Consider the following 22116-nt stretch of genomic DNA (forward strand, 5'->3'; position numbering starts at 1 on the left):
AGAGTGGCCTGGCGCCGCAGGGCGCCGGCCGAAATAGGGTCAGAACGGATTTTCCAGCGGTTCAGGGCTGAAGATCAGATCGTCGAGATCGCGTTGCCGCCGATCGTCGGCCAGCCAGCTGCTCAGGCCCAATCGCTGCGCGCCGCCGAGCTGGAGGCCGTGCGCCTGTTCCTTCTCCAGGATCAGGCGCACTTCCCAGACGAACTCGATGCCCAGGTATTGGCGCACCCAGTCGCGCAGCTGCCGGCACAGGTCGGCGCCGGGCAGGAAGCGGTCATAGTCCCGCTGCGGCATCGGCCCCAGCTCGATGCGGAATTTGTGCTGGATATCGCGCACCGCGATGCCGAGAAAGGCCGACTCGCCGAGCCGCGGTGCACCGCGCCCGGCCTTGAGCCGCGCCTGCTCGCGCGGCTCCACCCGCAGCCAGTGCGGCACGTTTTCGACGATGCGCACCGGCACCTTGAAATACTGCTGCAAAATCTTGCTCAGGCCTTCCGGATCGCGGCTGTGGCGAATCAGATGACCGGCCATAAAATGTTTGGCGTGGGCGTTGATGCTGTCGCGTTCCTGTTGCGCCGGCTGGCCGATGCCGATCAGGCTCGACAGGTATTCGTCGAAGCGCCGGTTGTCCGGGCGATCCAGCGATACCGTCGGCTGCGCGTCGGCCCAGGCGCGGTAAAACAGCAGCGTCAGCCGGTGATGGAACAGATTGGTGAACGCCAGCAGGGTGGTGTCCTGGTGGTGGTACACCCGTTCGCGCACGTATTCGGTCAGGTGCAGCGGCAGCGGCCCGTTGGGGCCGAACAGGCCGAAGCTGAAGATCGAGACGTCGTGCAGCGGGCTGTTGGCGCGCGGCGCCACCTGCGCCAGCGTGGAGGGCGCGAACGACAGCGACGGCTCCTGGCCCAGGCGCAGCATCTCGTGGCGCGGCAGCGGCGCGCGCCCCAGCAGGTAAGGCTGGCCGCCCTGGGCGTCGATACGGCGCAGCAGCTGAAACAGGTCGTGCTTGTAAGGTGCGCTGCGCAGCCGCGGCCAGAAGTCGTCCGGCAGGCGATACAGCGCGTTGATCTGCGGCGGCGCCAGTTCGGTGGCGATCATCTCCGCGTTCATATCAGCGTCCTTTTGCCCATGCGCGCCTGCCAGTGGGCGATTTCGCCGCGCTGCTGGCTGGAGAGCGTCATCTCGGTGAAGGTGTTCATCGCCACCAGGCGCGAGAACAGGCGCTCCAGCACGCTGCCGAGCAGATAAGGGCTGTTGCCGGAGAACGCCTGCTCATCGACCGTCAGATCGATGGCGATGCCGCGCGCGAACACGATGGGGCCCGGCTCCGGCACTCGCCGGTAGACCGGACGCAGGTTGCAGTGGCGCACGCCCTGAATTTGTTTGGCGATCGCCGGCTCGCTCAGGTTGCCGTACAGCCCCATCAGCTGGCGCAGGCTGGCGGCACCCTGTTCCGGATCGCCGTCCATCATGCTGAGGTAGTTCAGCTGCAGCTGGCTGATCAGCCGCCAGGTGATCATCCCTTCGGCCAGCGCCGGGCGCGGCGGGGTGGGGCCTTTGCGCAGCGAGACCTGCTTGATCGGGATTGAATCGGGCATCACGAAGTTGCCCTGATCTTGCTGCAGCAACATCAACGGCAGGTCGCGGCTGGTGCACAATACGTCGGCGGTGAGGTATTTCAGATCGCTGTGCCACGGCGATTGCCGTTCGTCCACCAGCGATACGAACACTTCCGATCCGGCATAGCCGGTGCGGGTGCCATAGCGGCGGGCGTGCTCCGAGAGCGTGCGCTGTTCGCGCCGCAGCGAGAAGTAGGCGCCATAGTTGCCGTCGTCCGCGCTCAGGGTGCTGTAAAACGGCCGAAACTCTTGCTCGTAGCGTTTTTCGCTGGCGCTGCCGCCGAGCCGCTGCACCGAGAACACTTCGTAATCCAGCGGCCGGATATTGTCGACCACCAGATGGTATTCGTGGTTTTTTTCGTTGATCGCGATGCGTTCGGCGATCTTCGGAAACAGGTTGATCACCGGCGTGCAGTGCAGCGCCAAATGGGCAACGTCGACCACCCGTTCCAGCGCGGCGTCGTGCCTATCGAGCAGCACCACGATCTCGAACTGGCGCAGCGCTTTTTTCCCTTCGCGCACGCTCTGCAGCAGCGGACGCAGGCCGTTGACGCTGAAAAACTGGAAGCGCGCCGGGAAGGCGAAATACTCCTGCAGCAGCCGGTAGCCTTCAAAGTTGCGCAGGTCGTTGGGCAGCAGCGCCTGCTCGGCGGCGAAGCCCTCCTGCCGCAGCCCGTCCAGCGCCAGCGCCCGCCGCTGCGGTTGCGCCTCCACCGTTTGGCAGACAAGCCCGACGCTGTGCTGCATCAGCAACTCCAGCAGCTGCTGCGCCTGCATGTCCGGCCCGGCCAGGTAAAACATCAATTGGTCCAGCTGCAGGTTGTTGAGCGTTACGCTTTCGTAGCACTCGAGACGAATGCGCAGCGCGCTGACGCAGCCGCTGTGCTGCAGCCCCAGCGAGGCCAGCGGGATATCGGCCGGAATGCCGCCCAGCTCGACGCCGGCGATGCGCACCGGCTGCAGCGTGACGTCATGGGCGGTGGTGTAGCTGCAGGTGATGCCGCTTTTCTTCAGCGTCTGGCTGTCCATCATGGTGCCGCGCGGCACCACGAAACCGTTGCTGATGTCGCCTTTGCTGCTGTCCGGCTGCAGCTCGGCGATCGCCATCGACGGCGTCGGTGACAGGTAATTGGGGTAGATGATCTCCAGCAAGCGCTGAGAAAAGCGCGGGAACTCGGCGTCCATTTTCAGCTGCACGCGCGAGGTGAGGAAGGCGAAGCCTTCCATCAGGCGCTCGATATAAGGGTCCGCCACGTCGATGCCGCGCATGCCGAGACGGCCCGCGACCTTCGGGTACTGTTCGGCGAACTCGGCGCCCATCTCACGCAGATAGGCCAGCTCGCGGTTGTAATAATCTAACAGTTTACTGTCCATCGCCTTACCCTATGTCTTTCAGATCGAAGTGGCCGTTTTCCAGATCCACGTCGGTACGGAACAGAAACTCCAGCGGATAGGGCACGCACCACAGGCGGCCCTTGATTTCGATCGACAGCACGTTGTGCAGCTCCAGCGAGCCGGTGTCCGAAATGCAGCGCACCTGCAGTCCTTCGGGCAGAATGCGCGGTTCGAAATGGAGGATGGAATCGGTCAGCGCGCGCTGAATGTCGAGCCATTCGATGTCCGACATGCGCTTGCCCGCCAGCGAGGCGATGCCGTAATTCAGCGTGGAGCGCCGCACCTGCGGAAAATCGCCGAGATCCAGATTGGATTCGCTGTTGACGCAGTTGAACAGCCACTGCAAATCGCGCAGCACCCGACGGCGCAGCTCGCTGTGCGACACCAGGTTGCGCACCTGCGCCTCCTTTTTTTTCTGCGGTTCGTCGTCGGTCAGCATGTCGAGCAGCACCGGCTGCATTTTGTCGCGCGACGTCAGGCGCTCGCTGTCCTGACGATTGCGATAGCCCTGGCGGCGCAGATCGCCGCCGTCGTAGTGGGGTGGGCGTTTATCGTTCATGTTCAGGCGCTCGCGTCGAAGCTCAGCTGCCGCAGGCTGTGCAGCGGGAATTCGTCGCTTTCGCTGAGCCAGGTCTTCAGGCCCAGCCCCGCATAGTGGGTGCCGTCGCCCAGCGGTTGCCATTCGGTGCGTTTGCCAAGCAGCAGCGCGTCGTCGCTGCCTTCGGCCAGCGGGTAACGGGCGGGCAGTTGGCATACCTGTTCGCGGCCGTCGGTCAGACGCACCAGTGCATGGCTCCACACCAGATCGATGGCGCTCTGCGGCGCCTGGAACTGGATCGCGGCGATATCGGCGAACGGCAGCCAGTAGTAAACGCCGTTCAGCGCCAGCTCGCATACCGGCCCGAGGCGGCCGTCACCGTCGGTCAGCCAGTCGAAACTCAGCTGCCGCTCTTGGTTCCCTTCAGCCAGCGTTAACTGCCCGGCGCCGGCCGGTGCGGCCTCCAGCGCTTCGTCGCGCAGCGTCTGGGCCTGTTCGGCCGCCCCTTGCGCATCCTGATGCAGCGCCTGCACCAGCAGTTGCAGCCAGGGCTGATCCTGCCGCAGCAGCGCCGGCGCGGCCGCGCCGGCAAACACCGCCTGGCGTTGCAGCTCGGCGTTGACCGACTGCATCAGCAGCAGCGTGGTCGGTTGAGCGATCGGTTTCAGCGCCTGCCAGGATTTCAGCTGCGCGTTGGCGCGCGTCCAGTTGCCGCTCAGGCACAGCAGTTGCACCAGCGCAGCGCGCAGGTCGGCATCCGCCGGTTTCGCCTTGATATCGTTTTCGACGGCGGTGATGGCCGCGGCGATCGACTGGCCTTGCAGCATGCTTGCTAATGATTTCACAGGCTTTCCTTATAATCAGTGAGTGGCGCCGTTAACCGACAGGTAGCTGCCGCTGGCGGGATCGACGCGGTCTGCGGCCAGCTTTTCCACCAGCTTGAAGGTCAGCGGGGCGGGGGCGCTTAGCAGCGGCTGCCAGGCGGTTTGCGCCTGCTGTACGCGCTGTTTGACCTTGTTCTCGTCGGCGGCATCGACGCGCGGCATTTCAACGATCGCTTCACCGTTGAACGCCCAGGCGTGCAGCTTCGGTTCGAAGCTCAGCAGCAGGAAGCTGCCCGGCGCCTGCGGGTTGCCGCCCAAAACCAGCCGTTGGGCGTTGGCGCTGACGACGGTCAGCGCGCGATCGCCGCCGTTCACCTTCGCCAGCGGGTAACCTTGCAGGAACCACAGCGTCGGCGAGAGGGTTTGGCCGCCCTGTTGCAGCGTGACCGCGCCGCTGCCCTGCAGCCAGCCGTCCTCGCCGCAGCGCAGCGCCTCACCAGCGGGAATGAATAGCGCGCCGCCGTTGGCTTCGTCACCCCAGAAGGTGCGGAAGTGGCAGCCCTGCGGCAGGCTGAAACGCTGAGGCGGCGCGGTGTCCGCCTGCGGAGATGTGACGGCCACCGCCGCAGGAATGGTCGGCGGCGGCGGGGTTTGCGCCTGCTCGACGGCCTCCTGTTTGACCACCGGTTTCCAGCCGCGCACTTTGGCGGCTTCGCCGCTGGCCAGCTTCTCACCGCGCTTGTCGGTCAGCGTCCAGGGCAGGTGGCCGGCTTTCGGGCACTGCTTTTCCAACAGATTGCCGACGCGCGGCAGGAAGTCGTTCAGCACCGCCGGATCCTGGCTTTGCGCCGAGACGATGCGCAGCGGGATGCTCTTGCCGCACCAGCTTGCCGGATTGCTGTTTTTGACGTCATCGATAAACACTTCCAGCTTCTGGCTGGGGGAGTAAACCAGGCGATAGTTCATCGCCTGCGCGGTCGGCACCGCCATCAGGGCGACGAGCCCCGGCATCCAATATTTCATAGTGAACCTTGCTGTGAATGTGCGCTGCTCAGTCGCGGCTCAGAAACCGCTCCGCATCCGCCAGCGAATGCAGCAGGGTGGTTTCCTGCGGTGAGCCAATCCAGACGGCGATAGCGCTGTAGTTATCGCTGTTATTGTTTTTCTTCCATGCCTGCTGCATCAGGGCGATCCACTCGCTGGGGGAGTTGACCATATGCAGCGACTGTTCCAGTTCGGCCTGGCTGAAGCTGTGCCAGAAGCCGTCGGTGCACAGCAGGAAAACGTCGCCGTCTTCCAGCTGCAGCACGTCGCTGTAGGTGGCGTCGCGCTCTTCGTTGAGCCCCAGCGCGAAATACAGCAGGTTGCTGTTGATGCCGTTGGTCTGGTAGCCGGCGTCCTGCATCTGTTGGATCAGGCTGTGGTCGGTGGTGACGGTATGCAGGTAGCCGCGGCGGAACAGGTACAGGCGGCTGTCGCCGGCGTGCGCCCAGTAGGCCAGCTGGTAATCGCGATCGATAAACAGACTGACCAGCGTGGTGCCCATCTTGCTGTATTCGTCCGACTGCCGCTGCTGCTGGTGGATGGCGGCGTTGGCGCTGGTGATGTGCTGGCGAATGCTCTGGGCGTTCAGGTGCTTTTCGCCGTCGAAGTTTTGCAAAATGGTGTCGCGTGCCAGTTTGGCGGCGATATCGCCGCCCGGAAAACCGGCGATGCCGTCGCACACCACGAAGCAGGCGGCGCGGTTGCCGAGCACCTCGCCGGTCTGATCCTGGTTGGAGGCGCGGCCGCCCTGGTTGGAGGTAGAGGCTATGGTGATATTCATTACGCGTCCGGTTTGGTCTGTGAGTCTTTGTATTGATTCACTTCAACGTCATAGGCGTGCAGGAAGGCTTCGCCGAACAGGGTGTGGAAATCGTCCTCGATTTCGCCGGAGGTTTGCTGATAGTTCTTCACGAAGTAGTCCCACAGCGCGGCCTTGCGGTTGGCGGGCAGCGACAGACGCGGCGCCACGCCTTCCTTGCGCGCTTCTTCTTCGAGACGCTCCGGGTTGAACGACTGCAGCATGGCGGCGATGATGGCGCGAATACCGGCGATCATCCCCAGCTGGTGCGCCTGCAGGTCGATCAGCGCGTCACGCACCGCCTGTTCCGGCGGCATAAAGCCCGGCATCTGGCTACCGAACATCTGCATCAGCACCGTTTTTCCCGAAGGCAGCAGCTTGAACGGGTTGTTGGCTTCGTCGAGGATCATGGTCATCTCGGCCTTCACGCCGCGCTTGAGGATCGAGCGGGATGAGAGCAGGGCGACGGTGCCTTGCGAGAACAGGCTCAGCAGGCGACCGGCCTGGCGGATCTGTTGTTCGTCAAAGTGCGGCTGCGGTTGCAGATCGTCGAGACCGATGCCTTGCAGCAGCGCCGCCAGCAACGGCCCTTCCAATGCGTCGCCACTTGGCGCGGCGGCGTGCTGCCGCTGAGCGGATTGGTAGGCGACCGGATCGATGCCCAGGCGGTTGCCCTGGCGCGGGCGCGGCGGCTGTGCAGGCGGTTCCTGCTGGCTGAACTGCGGCGCAGGTTGGGGCTGTGGCTCAGGCGTCTGCACGGGCGGCGGCGTCGGCTGTGGGCGCTGCGCTACCGGCTGTGCGGCGACCGGAGCCGGTGCTGGCGGCGGGGACGGCGGCTGTACCGCTTCCTCCGGCTGAGCCAGCGGCACGGCGCCGCCCATCAGCAGCCCCAGCGGATCGTTGCTGTTTAACGTCTCTGGCGAAGCGGGCGCGGATGAACCGCCGAACAGCGCCAGCGGATCCAGCTCTTGCTCCGGTTGCTGCGCATTCTGGACGGGGGGAGCCGGGCGCGTCGGCGCAGCCTGCTCCGCCAGCAGCGCGCTGGGGGTGGTGTCGGCCAGAATGTGTTCGCGCTCAAAGGTGGTGTCGGTGTTGAACAGCGCCGCCGGATCGGTTTGTTGCTGCTGCAGCTGGCGCAGATCGACCTCGCCCGCCAGCTGCGCCAGCGGATCGGCCGGGTTCAGCTCGCGAGCGGGAGTCTCCAGCAGCGGATGATTGTCCGGATTGGTGATCGGCGGCGGTATGACGGCGGCCGGCGCGTTCGGCGTAAATTCTTCCACCAGGCTGTCCCAGATTTCGTTGGGGATCGGCGCGGCGGATTTTTCTTTGGCGGCGGCTGCAGGGGCCGCAGCCGCGGCAACGGCCTTGGCCACCGGTTGAGCCTGCGGCGCGGCGTGCTGTTGCAGCGCGCTGACTTCAATCTGGTAATCGTCGATGCCGAGCACGTCGCCGTCCTGCAGTTCAACCTGGCGGCCACGTTCCAGCGGAATGTCGTTCAGCAGCACGCGGGTAACGTTGCCGCGATTGGTGATGCGGCATTCGCCGTCAGCGGAAATGTGCACGATCGCCTGCAGGCGGGAAATGGCGCGCTCTTCGTCCGGCAGCACCAGGTTGTTGTCCACGCTGCGGCCGATGGTGCCGCCCGGCGGCAGAAAATCGCAACTGCTCTGCGGCGGAACCTGGCCGCTTTTATTTTTTACAATGGAAAATCGCATAAGGCATTCCTGCTGATAAGATCTTATGGCTAGACAGTGGAACTCAATAACGGGATGAGTTCGACTTTATTTCTTTCCTAAGAGAGAACTTTGAACGTGAGTGACTAAATTTTTTTTGGTTAACGCATTATATGGTCGAAAACTTCAATGTAATAACGTGAGGCTGTATGTGTCAGGTGATGCCTTTGCTATTGCTAGCATTATTCTTACCCTTTTTCTTGTAATAGAGATTAGTCGGTAGTTGAGATAAGTAAATTAGGGCGAATATAATACTGGCGTACCATACCTCGTCATAATCTTGGAATTTTATATTGAGCATTGAATCCAGTATCTCAGAACCATAGTTAAATATTAAACCTTGGGTGATGCTTGTAAATAGATTTACTATGGTAACTATCACAAAAAGAGAATAAGATTTTTTATTGTTAACTTTCTTTTTTAGGTGATACAGCCCGACAAAAACTACAACTGACAGGAAAAAGTATAAAAACACAAATGAGTAAGAGTAGGTGGAAAGCGTGACGTCATCGCTCACTGTTTTGTTTCCTCATCGATTAATTTGTAAATTCCATAGCCGGTTATGGCATTGGAAAAAACCTCTGTGCCTAATGGAACCGTGCCAAGCTTTTTCCATCCAATAATATAATCGCTATTTATGTGTTTAAACAACCGCCAAGAGTCTGGTCTTAATGACTTGCTAAATATACCGTACCCAGATAGTGAGATGTCAACGGAACTATAAACGATGTCAGCTTCATTTTTATTATAGCCTAGATAGTTAGCCGCGTAGTGGTATGCCTCTCTTATACTGCTAACCTTATCTTTTCTGAAAAGTAAATAATAGCCACTTTCGTAAAAATTATTTGCTCCTTGAGCCATTAACGGTACGCCAACGCCCCCGCAGGCCATGCCTGCAGAAAGTGCACAGGTTCCGATTCCTGCAAATATCTGAGAGCCGCCACTGACAAAACCAACTTGTTTCATCACCAGATTTGAAAATCTTTCTCTTTTTTCTTTTTTTATTGCGATAAAGAGCTTGGCTTTACCTGTATTAATGTTGAATTCTTGTTGTTTGAGGTTGTTGATTTCCTCTTCAATTATACTGATTGCCCCAGAGTAGGATGTGCAGTATATACTGATATCCCTTTTTGCAAACTGAATAAGTTGGTCTATTTCCAGTGAGAAATTAGCTCTTGATTCGTTGGTGTATAGATACTGTCGTGAAAACGTTCTTGATAGTTTTTTGAGTTCATCGATAGATCTATCCAGATCTACTTTTGTTTTGTATTGCATAAGGATTCCTTTCCTATTCTTTATACCAATATTTACTCTGTGAAGGGATGCGGATTTACTCTCAGTTGTCGTCTTTCCCTTGGTATTTCTTGATGATGGCTTGCAGCGCTTGGCTGTGTACAAGATCGATGCACTTGGCCATCGTCATCGGCTCCCCTGACATACTGTCATAGGGCTTTGCCAGAAATTCTTTTGCCAGCGCCCTGACGGCGGTATGCGCTTCCAGAGAATAATCGCCGAATTCCGTGTAACCCCGAGCGGCGGCGGCGGCATCGTTTTTGACTTCTTTTGCTGAGTACCCCTCGGCGATGCAAACGCTAAGCGCGTAGTTTTTGAGGTACTCGGCAGAGGAGTACTTTCCGTTGGCGGAAGCTTCAGTATTCAATACCGCCAACGTGAGTAGGAATACAGTTTTAATCGTATGATGTGAGTTCATCGATTCGTTTTTGCATCGTATCGGCCAGGCAGTCTTTGTCATCTCGGCATTTATCCCTTTGCAGTAACCAAGATTTTTGCGTGCTGTTTAAAGAGGCTGCCAGCTTTTTATCTCCTGCATCGGTCGCCTGCTTTTTTGCCAACAGCCAAGCTTGGGAAACGCTTTTGTCATAGGCGGATAAATTGAAATCTGAGCAGATAGTTTTTTCAACAATACTTTTAGATTTAGCGCAGTCGAAAGACGCTGCAGGTTTAGGAGCTTTCGGTAACCGTTCTAATTGCAGTAGCGAGCCATCGTACCAATTAACCAGCATTTTTTGTGGATTGAGAGCAGCAAAACTGGAGCCTACACCATTATCGGATGGGCCGAATGATCCGGAGTGACACGCGATCTTGAAAAGAGAGACTTCTGCTTGGCCGTTTTCTTTCAATGAATAGTTTTTAGCCGAGATGCTTTTATCTCCGCCCATCGACTTGCCGATGAATTGATTTAGCGTGCTTCTCTCAATACTTAAGGTTGGCGCTGTGCAGACGTCTTTTTCCGGCAAATTGTTTTCTATTGATTGAGTGGAAATAGTGATTACCCTTCCTAGTAATCGAGGATCGTTAAATTGATAACTAAGCGTGCGGGTAGTCTCATTGTCTATGTTGACCTGAGTTACTTGCCATAAGCCATCAATAGTTGATGATGTCGGGGCATTAACGTTTTTTTCTGCTGCACATACTGTGAGTGGTAACAATACGCTACTGATTAAAAATGCAGATAATTTCATCATGGCGAAACCCTTAGCGATAGTTTCCATTTAAATAGAGCTTGGCTTGATAATTTCTTCTTTATTAGCTGCCATTTTTTTTGCCTGAAGCATTGGTGAGCTTTAGTGATATTTAAATTTTATCAGTACGCAATATTATGTCGACTATATGTAGCGTTTCTCTTACTTTTTATCGCCCAAAGGGGCATCATTGACTCTGTCAGGATTGTCTTTCACCCAATTATCATTAGGGCGCTGTACATAGTCTTTCGCGAGTTTGTCAAGATTTTCACTATGGTACATATCCATGCACTTCATTAAGTCTAAGCGGCTTTTTCCGTCCTTAGCATTGTAATTCTTTTGCAAGTACTGCTTTGTCAGTGCAATGATAGGGGACTCTTCATCACGAATTGCATAGTATGACCAAGCATCGATTCCATTCGATGAGGCAATTGCATCTTTGCTGGCTTCTGGTGATGTCTTATAAGCGACGGAAATGCAGTAGGTTAGAGCAATATCCTTGTAGTTTTGCAAATAGCTTCTGTATGCCGCTTGCGGCGGCCAATTTTCAATCGACTCTTTTTGATTTTTCTGCGCTATAGCACAAGTGGCATATAGACAAAAAAAGGAGATAAGGATTTTTTTCATCTCAACACTCCAAAATCCGTATGGTTTGTGCAGAGTAATACATAACCAGCGCATGAGTATCACAATGCTTGATGGCTAATACCCAGTGAAAATAATTAATAGAACTCTAATTTGCTTGAGCTGATGGTTTTTATAAAATTGCAATCTACAATGTTAATTATTGCTTTGAGTAACGTTCGAAGATGGCTTTAGCCTCACTGGAACTCTGCAGCGAAAGGCAATCTAAAGTATGATAACTTCCTTTAACTGAGCCTTGACTATTTTTATTTGCGTACTGTTCAGCCAGTTTTTCGCCTTGTTCGAATGCATCCATGGGGAGTTTACTGAATTCTAAATAGGCGGAAGCGGAACGGAAGGCATCTTGCTTGGTTTTTTCTGAGTCAGTAGACTTCCCAATACAGCGGCTAATCAGCCAATTTTCATAAATTTCGCTTTGAGGTAAGTTTTCTATTTTTATATCTTCCGCCAGCAACATAGGAGAAACGAGAAGAAGAGCAAGGGCGATGTGGGTAGTCTTCATTTTAATATCCAAAGTGATGCGACTTCAGGAACAAAAGATCCATTCTCAGGATCCCCCATGAAATGACAAGAGTCAGAGCAAATGTCACCGTTCCATAATGTGACATGCCCTCTGGCATTTCGCCAGCCATTTCCTTGTATAACCATTATCCCTTTTTTACCTGAAAATTTAGCTGGGGTAGGGGATTTCACCGTGATATCAGGCTTGCCGAAGTTCTTTTCTAAAAAGAGAATCATATCGTTAACACGATAAAGATACCATTTTTTATCTTTACCAGACACAGTCGCATAACCGGAGTTAGAGGGAATTGGTATGCCTGTATAGTTGAGTACATAACTCATTCGTATAGGACAAGCATTTTCAAAAATACCGTTTTCAATATTGCTTTCTACTTTTCCACCAATCAATGCACCCACTTTTTTTACATTGATATTGACTTCAGAAAAACGAATCCATGCGGGCCCAAATAGAGGTTTTTTCATCCTGACTCTCCATTGTATCCATGTTATGAACCCCCGGCCGTAGCCGGGGGCAGACAAATTAAGCTTCGCGGTTTTCCTTGATGTTCCAACCTGCGCTGCTTTCGGCGCCTTTGCCGCCTTTGTCGCTCTGCTCCCAGTATTGCTGTTTCACTTTCGCCGCCTGGAAGGAGTAGGTGACGCCCACGGTATCTTCGCCGCCTGCACCGGTGTACTGCACGGCGGTGACCAGCACGTCTTCCAGGGTGATTTTTGCGTATTCAACCTGGCTACCACCCGCCTTACAAACCGACAGCTCAATCTTGGTCAGGTGTTTGCCGCTTGAGCAGTGTTTCAGCAAGGCCGGGGTTGACTTGTCGATCAGCGCGTTGACGTGCAGATCGTTGAAGCACACTTTGCCGGCGCCACCGCCGCCGCCAACGCCCATATTGCCCGGTTGAGAAGCGCCCCAGGAGAAAGAAGTAATGTCGGTCCAGCCTTTGTGATTCGAATCTTTGGATTCGCCGCTGGCACCTTCAACTTTCAGGAACATATCAATAGCCATAGTTTCTTCACTCTTTATTAAGGGTTAACAGTAGTATTAACGTTACGTTGAAAAACTCAGGTAATAGCAGCAGGAATTGCAAGTGTGGTAATGCATTACCAATTTATATCCTTGTGCCATGCACCTTCTTAAATACCGAAAACTATCGGTACGGGTTACCGAGCCACTATTAAGTGCTAATGGCTCAATGCTTAATTATTTCGCGTTGTCTTGGTCCATGTGCGTTCTGGGTTGCTGACGATATAAAGGTTTCATGCTTTGCCTCCTTTGCAGGGGAAGCGAGTCGCCAGAGCCTCTTCAATCAGGGGGGCAGCCCTTTCGTGCAGGCGCGCAGCGGGAAGTTTATTAAAGAATTCGAACACAAACTCCTGCAGAGTGACGGTTTGTAGCTGGCTGTATTGGCACCAGCTTTTTCCTTCCGTCGCGTCCAGCACGCCCAGCAAATAAATCCGCGCTTTCTCTTTTTCCTGTTTATCTGCACTGCGATAGAAACGGAAAAAGTCGCTGCCTGGCAGATTGACATCATCGGACGTCAAATGCGCTATCGATGTCTGCTCTGCGAAAGCTGGCGGCGCGGCGGAGAGCGAGCAGACGACTGCCAACAGCGATGCCAGATAAAACCGTTTTGTCTTCATCTTTCTTTCCCTGTGATGAGGTTAATGTATCAGCCAGGCCGCACTACCGCGGCCTGACTTCAGTCCATCAGGACGCGTCGTTTTGCTTCAGCGAAGGCAGCTTCGACACCAGGCGCAGGGAGACGGTCAGGCCTTCCAGCTGGTAGTGCGGGCGCAGGAAGAACTTGGCGCTGTAATAGCCCGGGTTGTCTTCGATCTCTTCCACCTGCACTTCCGCCGCGGCCAGCGGTTTGCGCGACTTGGTTTCCTGCGAGGAGTTGGCCGGATCGCCGTCCACGTAGTTCATGATCCAGTCGTTCAGCCAGCGTTCCATGTCGTCGCGCTCGCGGAAGGAGCCAATTTTGTCGCGCACGATGCACTTCAGATAGTGCGCGAAGCGGCAGCAGGCGAACAGGTACGGCAGGCGCGCGGAAAGCTGGGCGTTGGCGGAGGCGTCGGCGTCGTAGTATTCCGCCGGCTTCTGCAGCGACTGCGCGCCGATAAAGGCGGCGAAGTCGGAGTTTTTGCGGTGCACCAGCGGCATAAAGCCGTTTTTGGCCAGCTCGGCTTCACGGCGGTCGCTGATGGCGATCTCGGTCGGGCACTTCATGTCCACGCCGCCGTCGTCGCTCGGGAAGGTGTGGCACGGCAGGTTTTCCACCGCACCGCCGGATTCCACCCCGCGAATGGCGGTGCACCAGCCGAACTCTTTGAACGAACGGTTGATGTTGGCGGCCATGGCGTAGGCGGCGTTGGTCCAGGTGTAATTGCCGTGGGTCGCGCCGTCGGTGTCTTCTTCGAAGTCAAACTCGTCTACCGGGTTGGTGCGGATGCCATACGGCAGGCGCGCCAGGAAGCGCGGCATCACCAGCCCCAGGTAGCGCGCGTCTTCCGATTCGCGCAGGCTGCGCCAGGCGGCGTACTCGGTGTTCTGGAAAATCTTGGTCAGATCGCGCGGGTTGGAGAGCTCCTGCCAGGACTCCATCTGCATCACGCTCGGCGCGGTGCCGGCGATGAACGGGCAGTGCGAGGCGGCGCCGATCTTGGCCATTTCGCCCAGCAGCTCCACGTCCTGCGGGCTGTGATCGAAGTAGTAGTCGCCCACCAGGCAGCCGAACGGTTCGCCGCCGAACTGGCCATACTCTTCTTCGTAGACTTTCTTGAAGATCGGGCTCTGGTCCCAACCCACGCCTTTATAGCGCTTCAGCGTGCGGCCCAGCTCCTGCTTGGAAATGCTCATGAAGCGGATCTTCAGCATCTCGTCGGTTTCGGAGTTGTTGACCAGATAATGCAGGCCGTGCCAGGCGCCTTCCAGCTTCTGGAAGTCGTCGTGGTGAATGATCTGGTTGATCTGCTGCGACAGCTTTTCGTCGATTTCCGCGATCAGCGCCTGGATGGTGCGATAGGCGTCGGAAGAAACGGTGACGGTGTTTTCCAGCGCCTGCTGCGCCAGGGTTTTCACCGCGTTCTCGACCGCTTCTTTGGCCTGATCGGTCTTCGGCCGGAACTCTTTGTTCAGCAGCGCGCTGAACTCATCGCTGGAAAAAGTCTCGGTGGTTTGCAACGCATTCTGTTGCTGAGGCGAGTTGCTCATCGATTAATCCTCACGCTCGTTGTTGTCGTCGTTAACCGCCGGCTTCGGCGCGTCGGTCAGGGATTGCAGCAGCGCCGGGTTTTGCAGGATCTTGGAGATCAGCTCTTCGGCGCCGTTCTTGCCGTCCATGTAGGACAGCAGGTTGGAAAGCTGGGTGCGGGCGTCCAGCAGATTGTCCAGCGCGTCGACCTTGCGGGCGATAGCGGCGGGGGAGAAGTCTTCCATGCTTTCGAAGGTCAGATCGATGTTCAGCTTGCCTTCGCCGGTCAGGGTGTTGTCGACCTGGTAAGCGACGCGCGGCTTCAGCGATTTCATACGCTCGTCGAAGTTGTCGACGTCGATTTCCATGAATTTGCGCTCTTCCACGCTGGCTTGCGGGTCGACCGCTTTCCCCACCAGATCCGCCATCACGCCCATCACGAACGGCAGCTGGATTTTGCGCTCTGCGCCATAAATTTCGACATCGTATTCAATCTGTACGCGCGGCGCGCGGTTGCGGGCGATGAATTTCTGCCCGCTGCGGGATTTCGAGTTTGACATGATTTACTCCATCTAATGGCGATTGGGAACGCGCCTCGTCCGGCTGGGAGAGTCAGGTTCTGATTCGGGTCTGCGCAGGGCAGACGGTATCGGATGCGTCAAGAGAACAAAGGTCGGCGGCTAGCTGTTCTCCTCGTTGTCGGGGCGACCGAGAATGGTCTCCAGTTGGTTAAGCCCATCGGGCGCCAAATCGCGGACGATTTGCATAAAGTCCAGCGTAATCAGTCGCTGGACCCGATCGATCATCAGTGGCGCCGGGTGGCTCGGTTCATGAAGACGAAAATAGTTTTTCACCTTGTCCAGCATTAACTGGGCGTCGTCGCGCGACTGGATCTGCGCGCTGCGCCAGTTGAGTGGAGCGGTGGCGCTCTGTACGGCGGCCGGTTGCTGCATGGCAGCCGCTTCAGGCGTCGCGTCTGGTTCGTCGGCGGCCGGGGCATCGCTCTGGCCGGCGAGCGCCACCAGAGAAAACACCTTGGTCAGCGCGCTCATTTCCGGCAGCGCGCTTTCCCCCAGATGGCGGGTCACTTCGCTGCGAATGGCGCTCAGGGTGTTGGCGATGCGCGTCACCAGGGCGCCTTCGGGGCGATCCTGCTGCGCCAGTTCATCCTGCAGCCGCGCACGGCCGCCGGGAAAGTTGGGGCACTCCTGTTTGCTGCCGTCGAGCAGGGCACCGGCATCGCGCAGCGAGATTTCTCCGGCGGCGCTTTTCAGCAGCGGCGCGGCGCGTACGCTGGCGGCCAGCGCCGCTTTGTCGCCAAGGTCGGCCAGCGCGTTGATGCGAAACAGCGGATCGGCTTCTCCATCGAACTCCAGCGGCGGCTGCAGGGTGTTCCAGTAACGGGTCATCGACTGGTGGACCAGCGTCAGCCCGTCGGCGTAGCCCGGCAACCCGCGCAGCTGGGTCCAGGCGCGGGTGAGATACAGCATGACGCGCAGGTCTTTGGTGCGCGTTAGCAGCGAGGTCGCGAGGCGCTCGACCTGCACCCAATCCGGCGCTTCTTCCGGAATGATGGTGCTGCCGAACTGTTGTTCGGCCTTGCCGGTGGCGGCTTGTTCCATCGCCAGAAAGTCGGCGTCGTATTCCAGGTTGTCGCCGCAGGGATTGTCCGCGTCAACCGGGGCCAGCAGGGTATCGGTATCGATAGCCATAGAATTTCCTTCAACGAACGATGTTAATCAAACATTTGCGGGTACTGGCCGCCGCGGCCGGGGCGCGCCCAGCCGTTGGGTTCGAACAGCAGTGAAAACAGCTGCACGGTGAGGTTGCCGCTGTGCACGTGGGTGTAGAGCGGATGTCCGTCGGCCTGATTGGTCCACCAGAAGCTGGTGTACTGCGCCGGATCGAAGCAGTCGGCGGCCTGTTGCCAGCCGAGGCCCGGTACGTCCGGATGCTGGAAACCGATAATCGACAATATCTCGGAATCCGCTTCCGCCGGTGGGCTGGGCAGCGCCGGGATCGCCTGCAACGTGCGGTCGATCTGCTCGGCGGAGAAACCGTTGCGCACGCCGTTCAGCAGGGTATGGCCGAGCTGTTGATACCAGCTCGCCGCCATGTTCAGCTGTTGCGGGCGCCATTCTTGCAGGCTGAACAGGCGCAGTGCGCAGATGGGGTAGCGCCGCCCGACGCGATCGCGCGCCGGCAACAGGCAACCCATCTGCACGTACGGGCTGCCGAGCGTGGCGGGGATCACGAAGTTCCACACCGGTGCGTTGCTGAACGGGTGGCCGTTCGGCCCCTGTGCATCGCGCTGTAAATTCACCAGCCCGTTATGGAACCAGTGGGCCCAGTTGTTGACCACCGGGTCAGGCAAACGGCGTTGCAGGAAGTCACCGGCGGAAGGAAGTTTGCCGTACCAGCCGATGCTCGTCGGGGCGCTTGAATCAGTGCTCATGGTCATGTCCTTTCGGGGCTACGGGCACGAGAAGGCCGGCAGTTGGAACGGATTGCGGATGCTGTTGGGCGTGAACTCCAGCGTGACGCGGTGGCCGTCGAGATTGAACGTCGCCTGGCGGCCGAGGCCGCCGGTGCCCGACGATTGCGCCATGTCGACCAGGCGATTCAGCGCCCATGGTCCGCTGGTCACCAGGCTGGCGGTGGTGCCGTTGGCCAGCGCCAGCTGCAGATGCACCTGGTTGGTATTGCGGGTGCCCGGCCAACTGACCACCAGCGGTACCTGTGGGCCGTGGCTGTATTTGAACAGCTGCCCGTCGATATCCAGCGTCAGGTTGAGGATGTCGTTATCCATCCGCACCGGCCGCACGGTCACGCGGTAGGAGGGCGTCGCCGTGCCGTTGGCGAAAAAGGCGTCGCGGATGCGCTGCGCCTGCTGGAACGACCGCAGGATGCCTTCGCCGCCGGGCAGCGTCTTGCCGTCCACGCCGGGCGTGAAACGCCAGTTGGCGCGGGTGGTATCGACCTTGCCCTGCAGATTGTCGCGGAAGAAGCTGTCCATCAGCCCGCTGTTCGGCGCGAACATGCGCGCCAGATCGTCCGGCGTCACTTCCTGCCGCGCCCGGGCCACCAGCGGATAACGGCCGGCGATCGCCTGGCGGCAGAAGCTACCGACCTCGAAGCTGATGCGCTTTTTCACGTTCTCCATCTCTTTGCGCTGGGTATCGCTGCTGGCGCCGATCGCCAGCGACAGCAGCATCTGTTTGAACGGCACCGGCAAGCGGCCGGATTCGGCCTGCAGACGCGGGATAATGTCGCTCGGCGGCGCCGACATGCCGCTGTTGGCCGCGCCCTGCACCGCCGTCAGGTAACTGTACAGTTCATCGACCTGTTTCAGCACGCTGTCGAAAGGGATCGCCTTATTGCCTTCGCCCTGGCTTTGCGCCAGCTCCAGCAGCGGCGCGAAGTGCGCCATCACCAGCTGTTCCGGCTGGGCCGACACGTCACCGTCGGCGTTGGCCGGTCGGTTGGTGAACAGCGCTTCCAGCGTGCGGTTGGCATTTTGGTTCAGCTTATCTTCGGTTTTTGCCAGCAGCGAGCGCGAATCGGCGTCGTTTTTTTCGTCGCGCAGGGTGACGTTTTTGCTGACGTTGACCAGCAGATTGCGCATTGGCGACGGGTTGCCGGACAGCAGGCGCGCGCTGCTGATGCGCTGGGTCAGGTTGCCGATGTTGGCCAGTTGGATATCCCCCAGCAGCTCATCCCAGGCGCTGATGAAATCTTGCATGTACAGCTGGCGGATGGTCTTGGTCAGATCGGCGCTTTTCTGCTCCGGCGTCTGGCTGTTCAACACCCAGACGTCTTCCTTGCGCAAGGTGTCGGTCACCGGGTCGATGTTGTCGTTGAACGCTTTCCAGTACCCTTGTGAGGTGAACAGGCCCGGTACGCCGTCGGTGACCGGTTTGCCGCTTTTGCGGCTGAACGCCAGTTCGGTCTGCGGGCCGGCCAAATCGACCAGGCTGACCGGCTTGATGTCGGTCTGTTTCAGCAGCAGGCGCTTGAGGCGGCCATAGACGCGCTGCGACAGCGGCGCCCGATTGAGTGCGGCCTGCGCCTGCGCCACCAGCTGTTCGTCTTTGGCGTAAGGCGAGGCCTGGATCTGCGCATCCAGCAGTTGGCTGAGGTGCCATTCGATCTGCTGCAGCTGTTTCTGCGTGCTGCCCTGCGGCAGGTTGCGTTGCAGGTTGAGCATCACCCAGGCGCGCAGGAATTTACCGTCGTACTGCTTTGGCAGATACAGCATCTGATAGGCCTTCAGCGCTTCGTAGCTGAAGTCCGCGTCGCCGTGGTTGTCGTTGCGCAGCGTGGTGGCGATCTGTTGCGCCACCTGCGGCAGCAGCAGCTCTTTCAGCGCTTTTTGGTACAACGCATTGCCGGCGTCGCCCACCTGATCGCCGCGGAACAGCCCCATGCGGTAGGTGAACGGCGGATCGTCCAGCGAAAAGTTCTGGCTGTCCGGCAGATGCAGCAGGCTGTTGAGGAACGGCAGCAGCGAGAACATGTCGCCGTTGCCCAACTGGGTCAGGCTTTGCCCCTGTCGCTCGACGCCGGGCACCTTGGCGGCCACTTCCGCCAGATAGGCCTTGTTGTTGCCGTAGCTGGTGAACCACAACATCGCCAGCACCGCCAGGATCACCGCCAGCGCGATGTACCCTGCCCAGTGCAGAGCGCGGTTGCGGTATTCCCACCAGCGGTTGCTGCCCGCCAGCCCGGACTCCTGGAAGACCACCGATTCCAGCGTCTCTTTCAGGAAGAAGCTCTGGCCTTTGGCTGCCGGGATCGGCGTTTCCTGCCCCACGCTGTCCCAGGCCGCGTTGGCCTGCACCCCTGAGTTGGCCGTCGGCAGCTGCAGGTAGCGGTTCAGTTCGCCCATCACCCGGTCAAACGGCAGACCTTCCTGCGTGCCGCTGGTGAAATAGATGCCGCGCGGGGTAAAGCGGGTTTCAAAACTGGAGGTGGCGAACACCTGTTCCAGATATTGGCCGAGCAGCGGGCGCAGCGCGGCGAACTCCTGCGGGAACAGGTAGCTTTCGGCGCGTTGGCGCGCGTCGTGCTCCATCAGCAGCGTATCCGGCAGCGCCGCATCCAGCCGTTGTTGCAGCAGGGCGTATTGTTGTTCGAAGGCGGCGTTCAGGTTGAAGTCCGGCTGCCGTGAGCGCTCGTAAGGGAAGGTGAATCCCCAGATCTGGTCGCGCTGCGCTTTATCGAAGCTGCCGAAGTAGGCCATAAAGCCGTTGAGCAGGTCGGTTTTGGTCACCAGCACATAGACCGGGAAGTGAATGCCCAACTGTTCGTGCAGTTCAATCAGGCGTTTGCGCAGTGCGCTGGCCTGGGCGGCGCGTGCTTCGGCGCTGTCGCTCAGCAGATCGGCGACGCTGATGGTCACCATCACGCCGTTGATCGGCTGGCGGGTGCGGTATTTTTTCAGCAGCGCGACGAAGCTTTGCCATTCACCGGCGTCTTCTTCGCGCTGGCTTTCCTGGGTGGTGTAGCGGCCGGCGGTGTCGAGCAGCACGGCGTCGTTGGTAAACCACCAGTCGCAGTTGCGGGTGCCGCCCACGCCGCGCAGCGCGGCTTTGCCGAAGCGATCCGCCAGTGGGAAGTGCAGGCCGGAGTTGACCAGCGCGGTGGTTTTGCCGGCGCCGGGTGCGCCGATGATCACATACCACGGCAACTGGTACAGATATTGACGGCTGAAGCGGGTCATCCAGCGATGTTTACCGTCGCCCTGGCCCGGTGCGAAGCGCGCCTTTTTCAGCAGCTGCGCCGCTTCGTCGAAACGCTGCGCCAACTGATCGTCTTGTTTGACCTCGGGCTTGCCGTCTTCCGCCGGCACCGCTTCGGCGGCGCGCAGATTGCTCAGCAGGCGGCTGTTGAACCAGGCACTGTAGAGGCGCGGGATCAGGCGGCACAGGAACCAGATCAGGTAAATCACGCCGATGGCGATCTGGCGGTTGAGTTCCGGCTCCAGCGGGCGATAGTCGCCGATGGCCACCAGCGGGCCGATCGTCCAGATGATGAACGCCAGCGCGGTGATGCCGACAAAGCCCCACAGCAGGCGGCTGGTGATGATGGAGAATAACGTACTGAGCATTACTTTCCGGTTCCTTGCGGCAAGCCGTTGATTTCCGCCTGGGTATTTTCAGGGGCGACCAACAGCGTAATTTCTACCCGGCGGTTCAACGCGCGGTTCACTTTGTTATCGTTCGGCGCGACGGGGTTGCTCTCGCCGCGGCCCTCGGCCTTGACCCGCTGCGGGTTGGCGAGGTGTTTTTGCAAGCGGGCGCTGACCGCTTCGGCGCGCGCCAACGACAGCTCCCAGTTGGAGGCGAAACGGGCGCTGCGGATCGGCACGTTGTCGCTGTAACCGGTGACCAGGATCTTGCCGCTGACGCCGTTCATGGCGGCGGCGATGCGGTCGATGACCGGAATATAGTTGGCGCGTACCGTGGTGGCGGCAGAGTCGAACAGCCCGTCGCCTTTGAGGATCACCACGCTTTGCTGCGCTTCGTCGCGCACCACCACCAACCCCTCGGCGATCTCTTTGCGCAGGAAACTTTTCAGGCTCAGCGTCGGCGGCGCAGCCGGCGCCGGGTTACCGATCGCCACCTGCGGCAGATTGGTTTGGTAAATCGCCGCCAGCACCGGGCTGGTGTTGTCGCCCAGTCGCCAGTTGAGGGCGATGAACAGCAGCGAAGCCAGGAAGCCGGTCAGCGCCACGCAGGCCCACAGCGGCACCAGCGGCCGCCACAGCTTCTGCTGTACCGGCAGATCCAGCGCATGAGGCGACAGCGGCGGGGCATAGCCGCCACGCACCGATCGGATCAGTTGCAGCAGGCGCTGCTTCATGGTTTCCAGCTGTGAGCGGCCGTTTTCCATCACCCGGTAGCGGCCTTCAAAGCCCAACAGCAGGCAATAATTGATCAGCTCCAGCAGGTTGATGTGCTCGCGCGGGCTTTGCGACAGCTTGGCCAGCAGCTGGAAAAACTTCTCGCCACCCCAGGTTTCGTTATGGAAAGTCACCAGCAGCCCGCTGCCGGACCACACGCTGTTGCTGCCCCACGGGGTCAGCGCCGCCGCTTCATCCAGTGCGGTGCACAGACAATAACGCGCGCCGATGATCACCTCGTAAGGCAGGTTGGCGCGTTGGCCGCGGATCTCGAAGCGGCGCATTTCGTCAATCAGCTGTTGGCGCAGCTGCGCCGGGTTGGCGTGCGTGGCCGATTGGCGGATCTGCGAAATGGCGTTCAGCAGCGGGTTGGCGGCGTCTACCAGCGGGTTGGCCGCCGGCGCCATGCTATTTTCCTG

The 22116-nt window shown here is 58.7% G+C and carries 21 protein-coding genes; all 21 read right to left on the reverse strand.

Going from position 1 to position 22116, the window contains the following annotated elements:
* Positions 1-39: 39 nt before the first annotated feature.
* A complete protein-coding gene (tssG, locus tag ACJ8J5_RS02870) occupies positions 40-1110 on the reverse strand; it encodes a type VI secretion system baseplate subunit TssG (RefSeq protein ID WP_230490822.1) in 1071 nt (356 codons plus the stop codon).
* Positions 1107-2993, reverse strand: coding sequence for a type VI secretion system baseplate subunit TssF (gene tssF / locus ACJ8J5_RS02875; protein WP_414104407.1), 1887 nt, complete (start codon positions 2991-2993; stop codon positions 1107-1109). Before tssF ends, tssG begins: the two co-directional genes overlap by 4 nt.
* Before the next feature lie 4 nt (positions 2994-2997).
* Positions 2998-3573 (reverse strand): type VI secretion system baseplate subunit TssE, encoded by a 576-nt coding sequence (locus tag ACJ8J5_RS02880; RefSeq protein WP_173890286.1) that lies wholly within the window; start codon positions 3571-3573, stop codon positions 2998-3000.
* Between the two features lie 2 nt (positions 3574-3575).
* Positions 3576-4397 carry a type VI secretion system accessory protein TagJ gene (locus ACJ8J5_RS02885; protein WP_043138708.1) on the reverse strand — a complete coding sequence of 274 codons (822 nt, stop codon included), beginning with the start codon at positions 4395-4397 and terminating at the stop codon, positions 3576-3578.
* 15 nt (positions 4398-4412) lie between these two features.
* Complete coding sequence (locus tag ACJ8J5_RS02890) at positions 4413-5399, reverse strand: hypothetical protein (RefSeq protein ID WP_060433404.1); 987 nt, start codon at positions 5397-5399, stop codon at positions 4413-4415.
* A 28-nt stretch (positions 5400-5427) separates the two neighbouring features.
* Positions 5428-6201, reverse strand: a complete 774-nt coding sequence (locus ACJ8J5_RS02895) for a PP2C family protein-serine/threonine phosphatase (RefSeq protein ID WP_025303297.1) — start codon at positions 6199-6201, stop codon at positions 5428-5430.
* Positions 6201-7934 (reverse strand): type VI secretion system-associated FHA domain protein TagH, encoded by a 1734-nt coding sequence (gene tagH, locus ACJ8J5_RS02900; RefSeq protein WP_173890283.1) that lies wholly within the window; start codon positions 7932-7934, stop codon positions 6201-6203. Before tagH ends, ACJ8J5_RS02895 begins: the two co-directional genes overlap by 1 nt.
* Before the next feature lie 531 nt (positions 7935-8465).
* Positions 8466-9227 carry a DUF4225 domain-containing protein gene (locus tag ACJ8J5_RS02905; protein ID WP_414104409.1) on the reverse strand — a complete coding sequence of 254 codons (762 nt, stop codon included), beginning with the start codon at positions 9225-9227 and terminating at the stop codon, positions 8466-8468.
* A gap of 61 nt (positions 9228-9288) precedes the next feature.
* Positions 9289-9663: a T6SS amidase immunity protein Tai4 family protein gene (locus ACJ8J5_RS02910; protein WP_049206018.1), complete on the reverse strand. Its 375-nt coding sequence runs from the start codon at positions 9661-9663 to the stop codon at positions 9289-9291.
* Positions 9641-10438, reverse strand: a complete 798-nt coding sequence (locus ACJ8J5_RS02915) for a lysozyme inhibitor LprI family protein (RefSeq protein ID WP_254599112.1) — start codon at positions 10436-10438, stop codon at positions 9641-9643. The genes ACJ8J5_RS02910 and ACJ8J5_RS02915 overlap by 23 nt, the downstream gene beginning before the upstream one ends.
* 159 nt (positions 10439-10597) lie before the next feature.
* Positions 10598-11062 carry a T6SS amidase immunity protein Tai4 family protein gene (locus tag ACJ8J5_RS02920; RefSeq protein ID WP_173890278.1) on the reverse strand — a complete coding sequence of 155 codons (465 nt, stop codon included), beginning with the start codon at positions 11060-11062 and terminating at the stop codon, positions 10598-10600.
* Positions 11063-11219: 157 nt separating this feature from the next.
* A complete protein-coding gene (locus ACJ8J5_RS02925) occupies positions 11220-11582 on the reverse strand; it encodes a T6SS amidase immunity protein Tai4 family protein (protein WP_060433395.1) in 363 nt (120 codons plus the stop codon).
* The gene (locus tag ACJ8J5_RS02930; protein ID WP_071796739.1) at positions 11579-12064 is read right to left on the reverse strand and encodes a type VI secretion system amidase effector protein Tae4; all 486 of its coding nucleotides are present in this window, start codon (positions 12062-12064) and stop codon (positions 11579-11581) included. The genes ACJ8J5_RS02925 and ACJ8J5_RS02930 overlap by 4 nt, the downstream gene beginning before the upstream one ends.
* A gap of 58 nt (positions 12065-12122) precedes the next feature.
* On the reverse strand, positions 12123-12605 hold the full coding sequence (locus ACJ8J5_RS02935) for an Hcp family type VI secretion system effector (protein WP_038876771.1): 483 nt from the start codon (positions 12603-12605) through the stop codon (positions 12123-12125).
* Positions 12606-12856: 251 nt separating this feature from the next.
* Positions 12857-13240, reverse strand: a complete 384-nt coding sequence (locus ACJ8J5_RS02940; RefSeq protein ID WP_025303292.1) for a Rap1a/Tai family immunity protein — start codon at positions 13238-13240, stop codon at positions 12857-12859.
* Between the two features lie 67 nt (positions 13241-13307).
* Entirely contained in the window at positions 13308-14813 is a 1506-nt protein-coding gene (gene tssC, locus ACJ8J5_RS02945; RefSeq protein ID WP_016927259.1) for a type VI secretion system contractile sheath large subunit, read from the reverse strand.
* Between the two features lie 3 nt (positions 14814-14816).
* Positions 14817-15353: a type VI secretion system contractile sheath small subunit gene (gene tssB, locus ACJ8J5_RS02950; protein WP_016927260.1), complete on the reverse strand. Its 537-nt coding sequence runs from the start codon at positions 15351-15353 to the stop codon at positions 14817-14819.
* Between the two features lie 120 nt (positions 15354-15473).
* A complete protein-coding gene (tssA, locus tag ACJ8J5_RS02955) occupies positions 15474-16505 on the reverse strand; it encodes a type VI secretion system protein TssA (RefSeq protein ID WP_049206021.1) in 1032 nt (343 codons plus the stop codon).
* A gap of 23 nt (positions 16506-16528) precedes the next feature.
* Positions 16529-17248, reverse strand: coding sequence for a type VI secretion system-associated protein TagF (gene tagF, locus ACJ8J5_RS02960; RefSeq protein WP_025303290.1), 720 nt, complete (start codon positions 17246-17248; stop codon positions 16529-16531).
* Positions 17249-17266: 18 nt separating this feature from the next.
* The gene (tssM, locus tag ACJ8J5_RS02965) at positions 17267-20902 is read right to left on the reverse strand and encodes a type VI secretion system membrane subunit TssM (protein ID WP_025303289.1); all 3636 of its coding nucleotides are present in this window, start codon (positions 20900-20902) and stop codon (positions 17267-17269) included.
* Complete coding sequence (locus ACJ8J5_RS02970) at positions 20902-22104, reverse strand: DotU family type VI secretion system protein (protein ID WP_049272050.1); 1203 nt, start codon at positions 22102-22104, stop codon at positions 20902-20904. The genes tssM and ACJ8J5_RS02970 overlap by 1 nt, the downstream gene beginning before the upstream one ends.
* Between the last annotated feature and the right edge of the window lie 12 nt (positions 22105-22116).

The organism is Serratia sp. CY43202 (assembly GCF_052168755.1).
In the GTDB taxonomy this organism is placed as follows: domain Bacteria; phylum Pseudomonadota; class Gammaproteobacteria; order Enterobacterales; family Enterobacteriaceae; genus Serratia; species Serratia bockelmannii.

Excerpts from the sequence above, each read along its gene's own strand:
- tssG (WP_230490822.1), bottom strand. The coding sequence starts at position 1,110 with ATGAACGCGGAGATGATCGCCACCGAACTGGCGCCGCCGCAGATCAAC.
- tssF (WP_414104407.1), bottom strand. The coding sequence starts at position 2,993 with ATGGACAGTAAACTGTTAGATTATTACAACCGCGAGCTGGCCTATCTG.
- ACJ8J5_RS02880 (WP_173890286.1), bottom strand. The coding sequence starts at position 3,573 with ATGAACGATAAACGCCCACCCCACTACGACGGCGGCGATCTGCGCCGC.
- ACJ8J5_RS02890 (WP_060433404.1), bottom strand. The coding sequence starts at position 5,399 with ATGAAATATTGGATGCCGGGGCTCGTCGCCCTGATGGCGGTGCCGACC.
- ACJ8J5_RS02895 (WP_025303297.1), bottom strand. The coding sequence starts at position 6,201 with ATGAATATCACCATAGCCTCTACCTCCAACCAGGGCGGCCGCGCCTCC.
- tagH (WP_173890283.1), bottom strand. The coding sequence starts at position 7,934 with ATGCGATTTTCCATTGTAAAAAATAAAAGCGGCCAGGTTCCGCCGCAG.
- ACJ8J5_RS02905 (WP_414104409.1), bottom strand. The coding sequence starts at position 9,227 with ATGCAATACAAAACAAAAGTAGATCTGGATAGATCTATCGATGAACTC.
- ACJ8J5_RS02910 (WP_049206018.1), bottom strand. The coding sequence starts at position 9,663 with ATGAACTCACATCATACGATTAAAACTGTATTCCTACTCACGTTGGCG.
- ACJ8J5_RS02915 (WP_254599112.1), bottom strand. The coding sequence starts at position 10,438 with ATGATGAAATTATCTGCATTTTTAATCAGTAGCGTATTGTTACCACTC.
- ACJ8J5_RS02920 (WP_173890278.1), bottom strand. The coding sequence starts at position 11,062 with ATGAAAAAAATCCTTATCTCCTTTTTTTGTCTATATGCCACTTGTGCT.
- ACJ8J5_RS02925 (WP_060433395.1), bottom strand. The coding sequence starts at position 11,582 with ATGAAGACTACCCACATCGCCCTTGCTCTTCTTCTCGTTTCTCCTATG.
- ACJ8J5_RS02930 (WP_071796739.1), bottom strand. The coding sequence starts at position 12,064 with ATGAAAAAACCTCTATTTGGGCCCGCATGGATTCGTTTTTCTGAAGTC.
- ACJ8J5_RS02935 (WP_038876771.1), bottom strand. The coding sequence starts at position 12,605 with ATGGCTATTGATATGTTCCTGAAAGTTGAAGGTGCCAGCGGCGAATCC.
- ACJ8J5_RS02940 (WP_025303292.1), bottom strand. The coding sequence starts at position 13,240 with ATGAAGACAAAACGGTTTTATCTGGCATCGCTGTTGGCAGTCGTCTGC.
- tssC (WP_016927259.1), bottom strand. The coding sequence starts at position 14,813 with ATGAGCAACTCGCCTCAGCAACAGAATGCGTTGCAAACCACCGAGACT.
- tssB (WP_016927260.1), bottom strand. The coding sequence starts at position 15,353 with ATGTCAAACTCGAAATCCCGCAGCGGGCAGAAATTCATCGCCCGCAAC.
- tssA (WP_049206021.1), bottom strand. The coding sequence starts at position 16,505 with ATGGCTATCGATACCGATACCCTGCTGGCCCCGGTTGACGCGGACAAT.
- tagF (WP_025303290.1), bottom strand. The coding sequence starts at position 17,248 with ATGAGCACTGATTCAAGCGCCCCGACGAGCATCGGCTGGTACGGCAAA.
- tssM (WP_025303289.1), bottom strand. The coding sequence starts at position 20,902 with ATGCTCAGTACGTTATTCTCCATCATCACCAGCCGCCTGCTGTGGGGC.
- ACJ8J5_RS02970 (WP_049272050.1), bottom strand. The coding sequence starts at position 22,104 with ATGGCGCCGGCGGCCAACCCGCTGGTAGACGCCGCCAACCCGCTGCTG.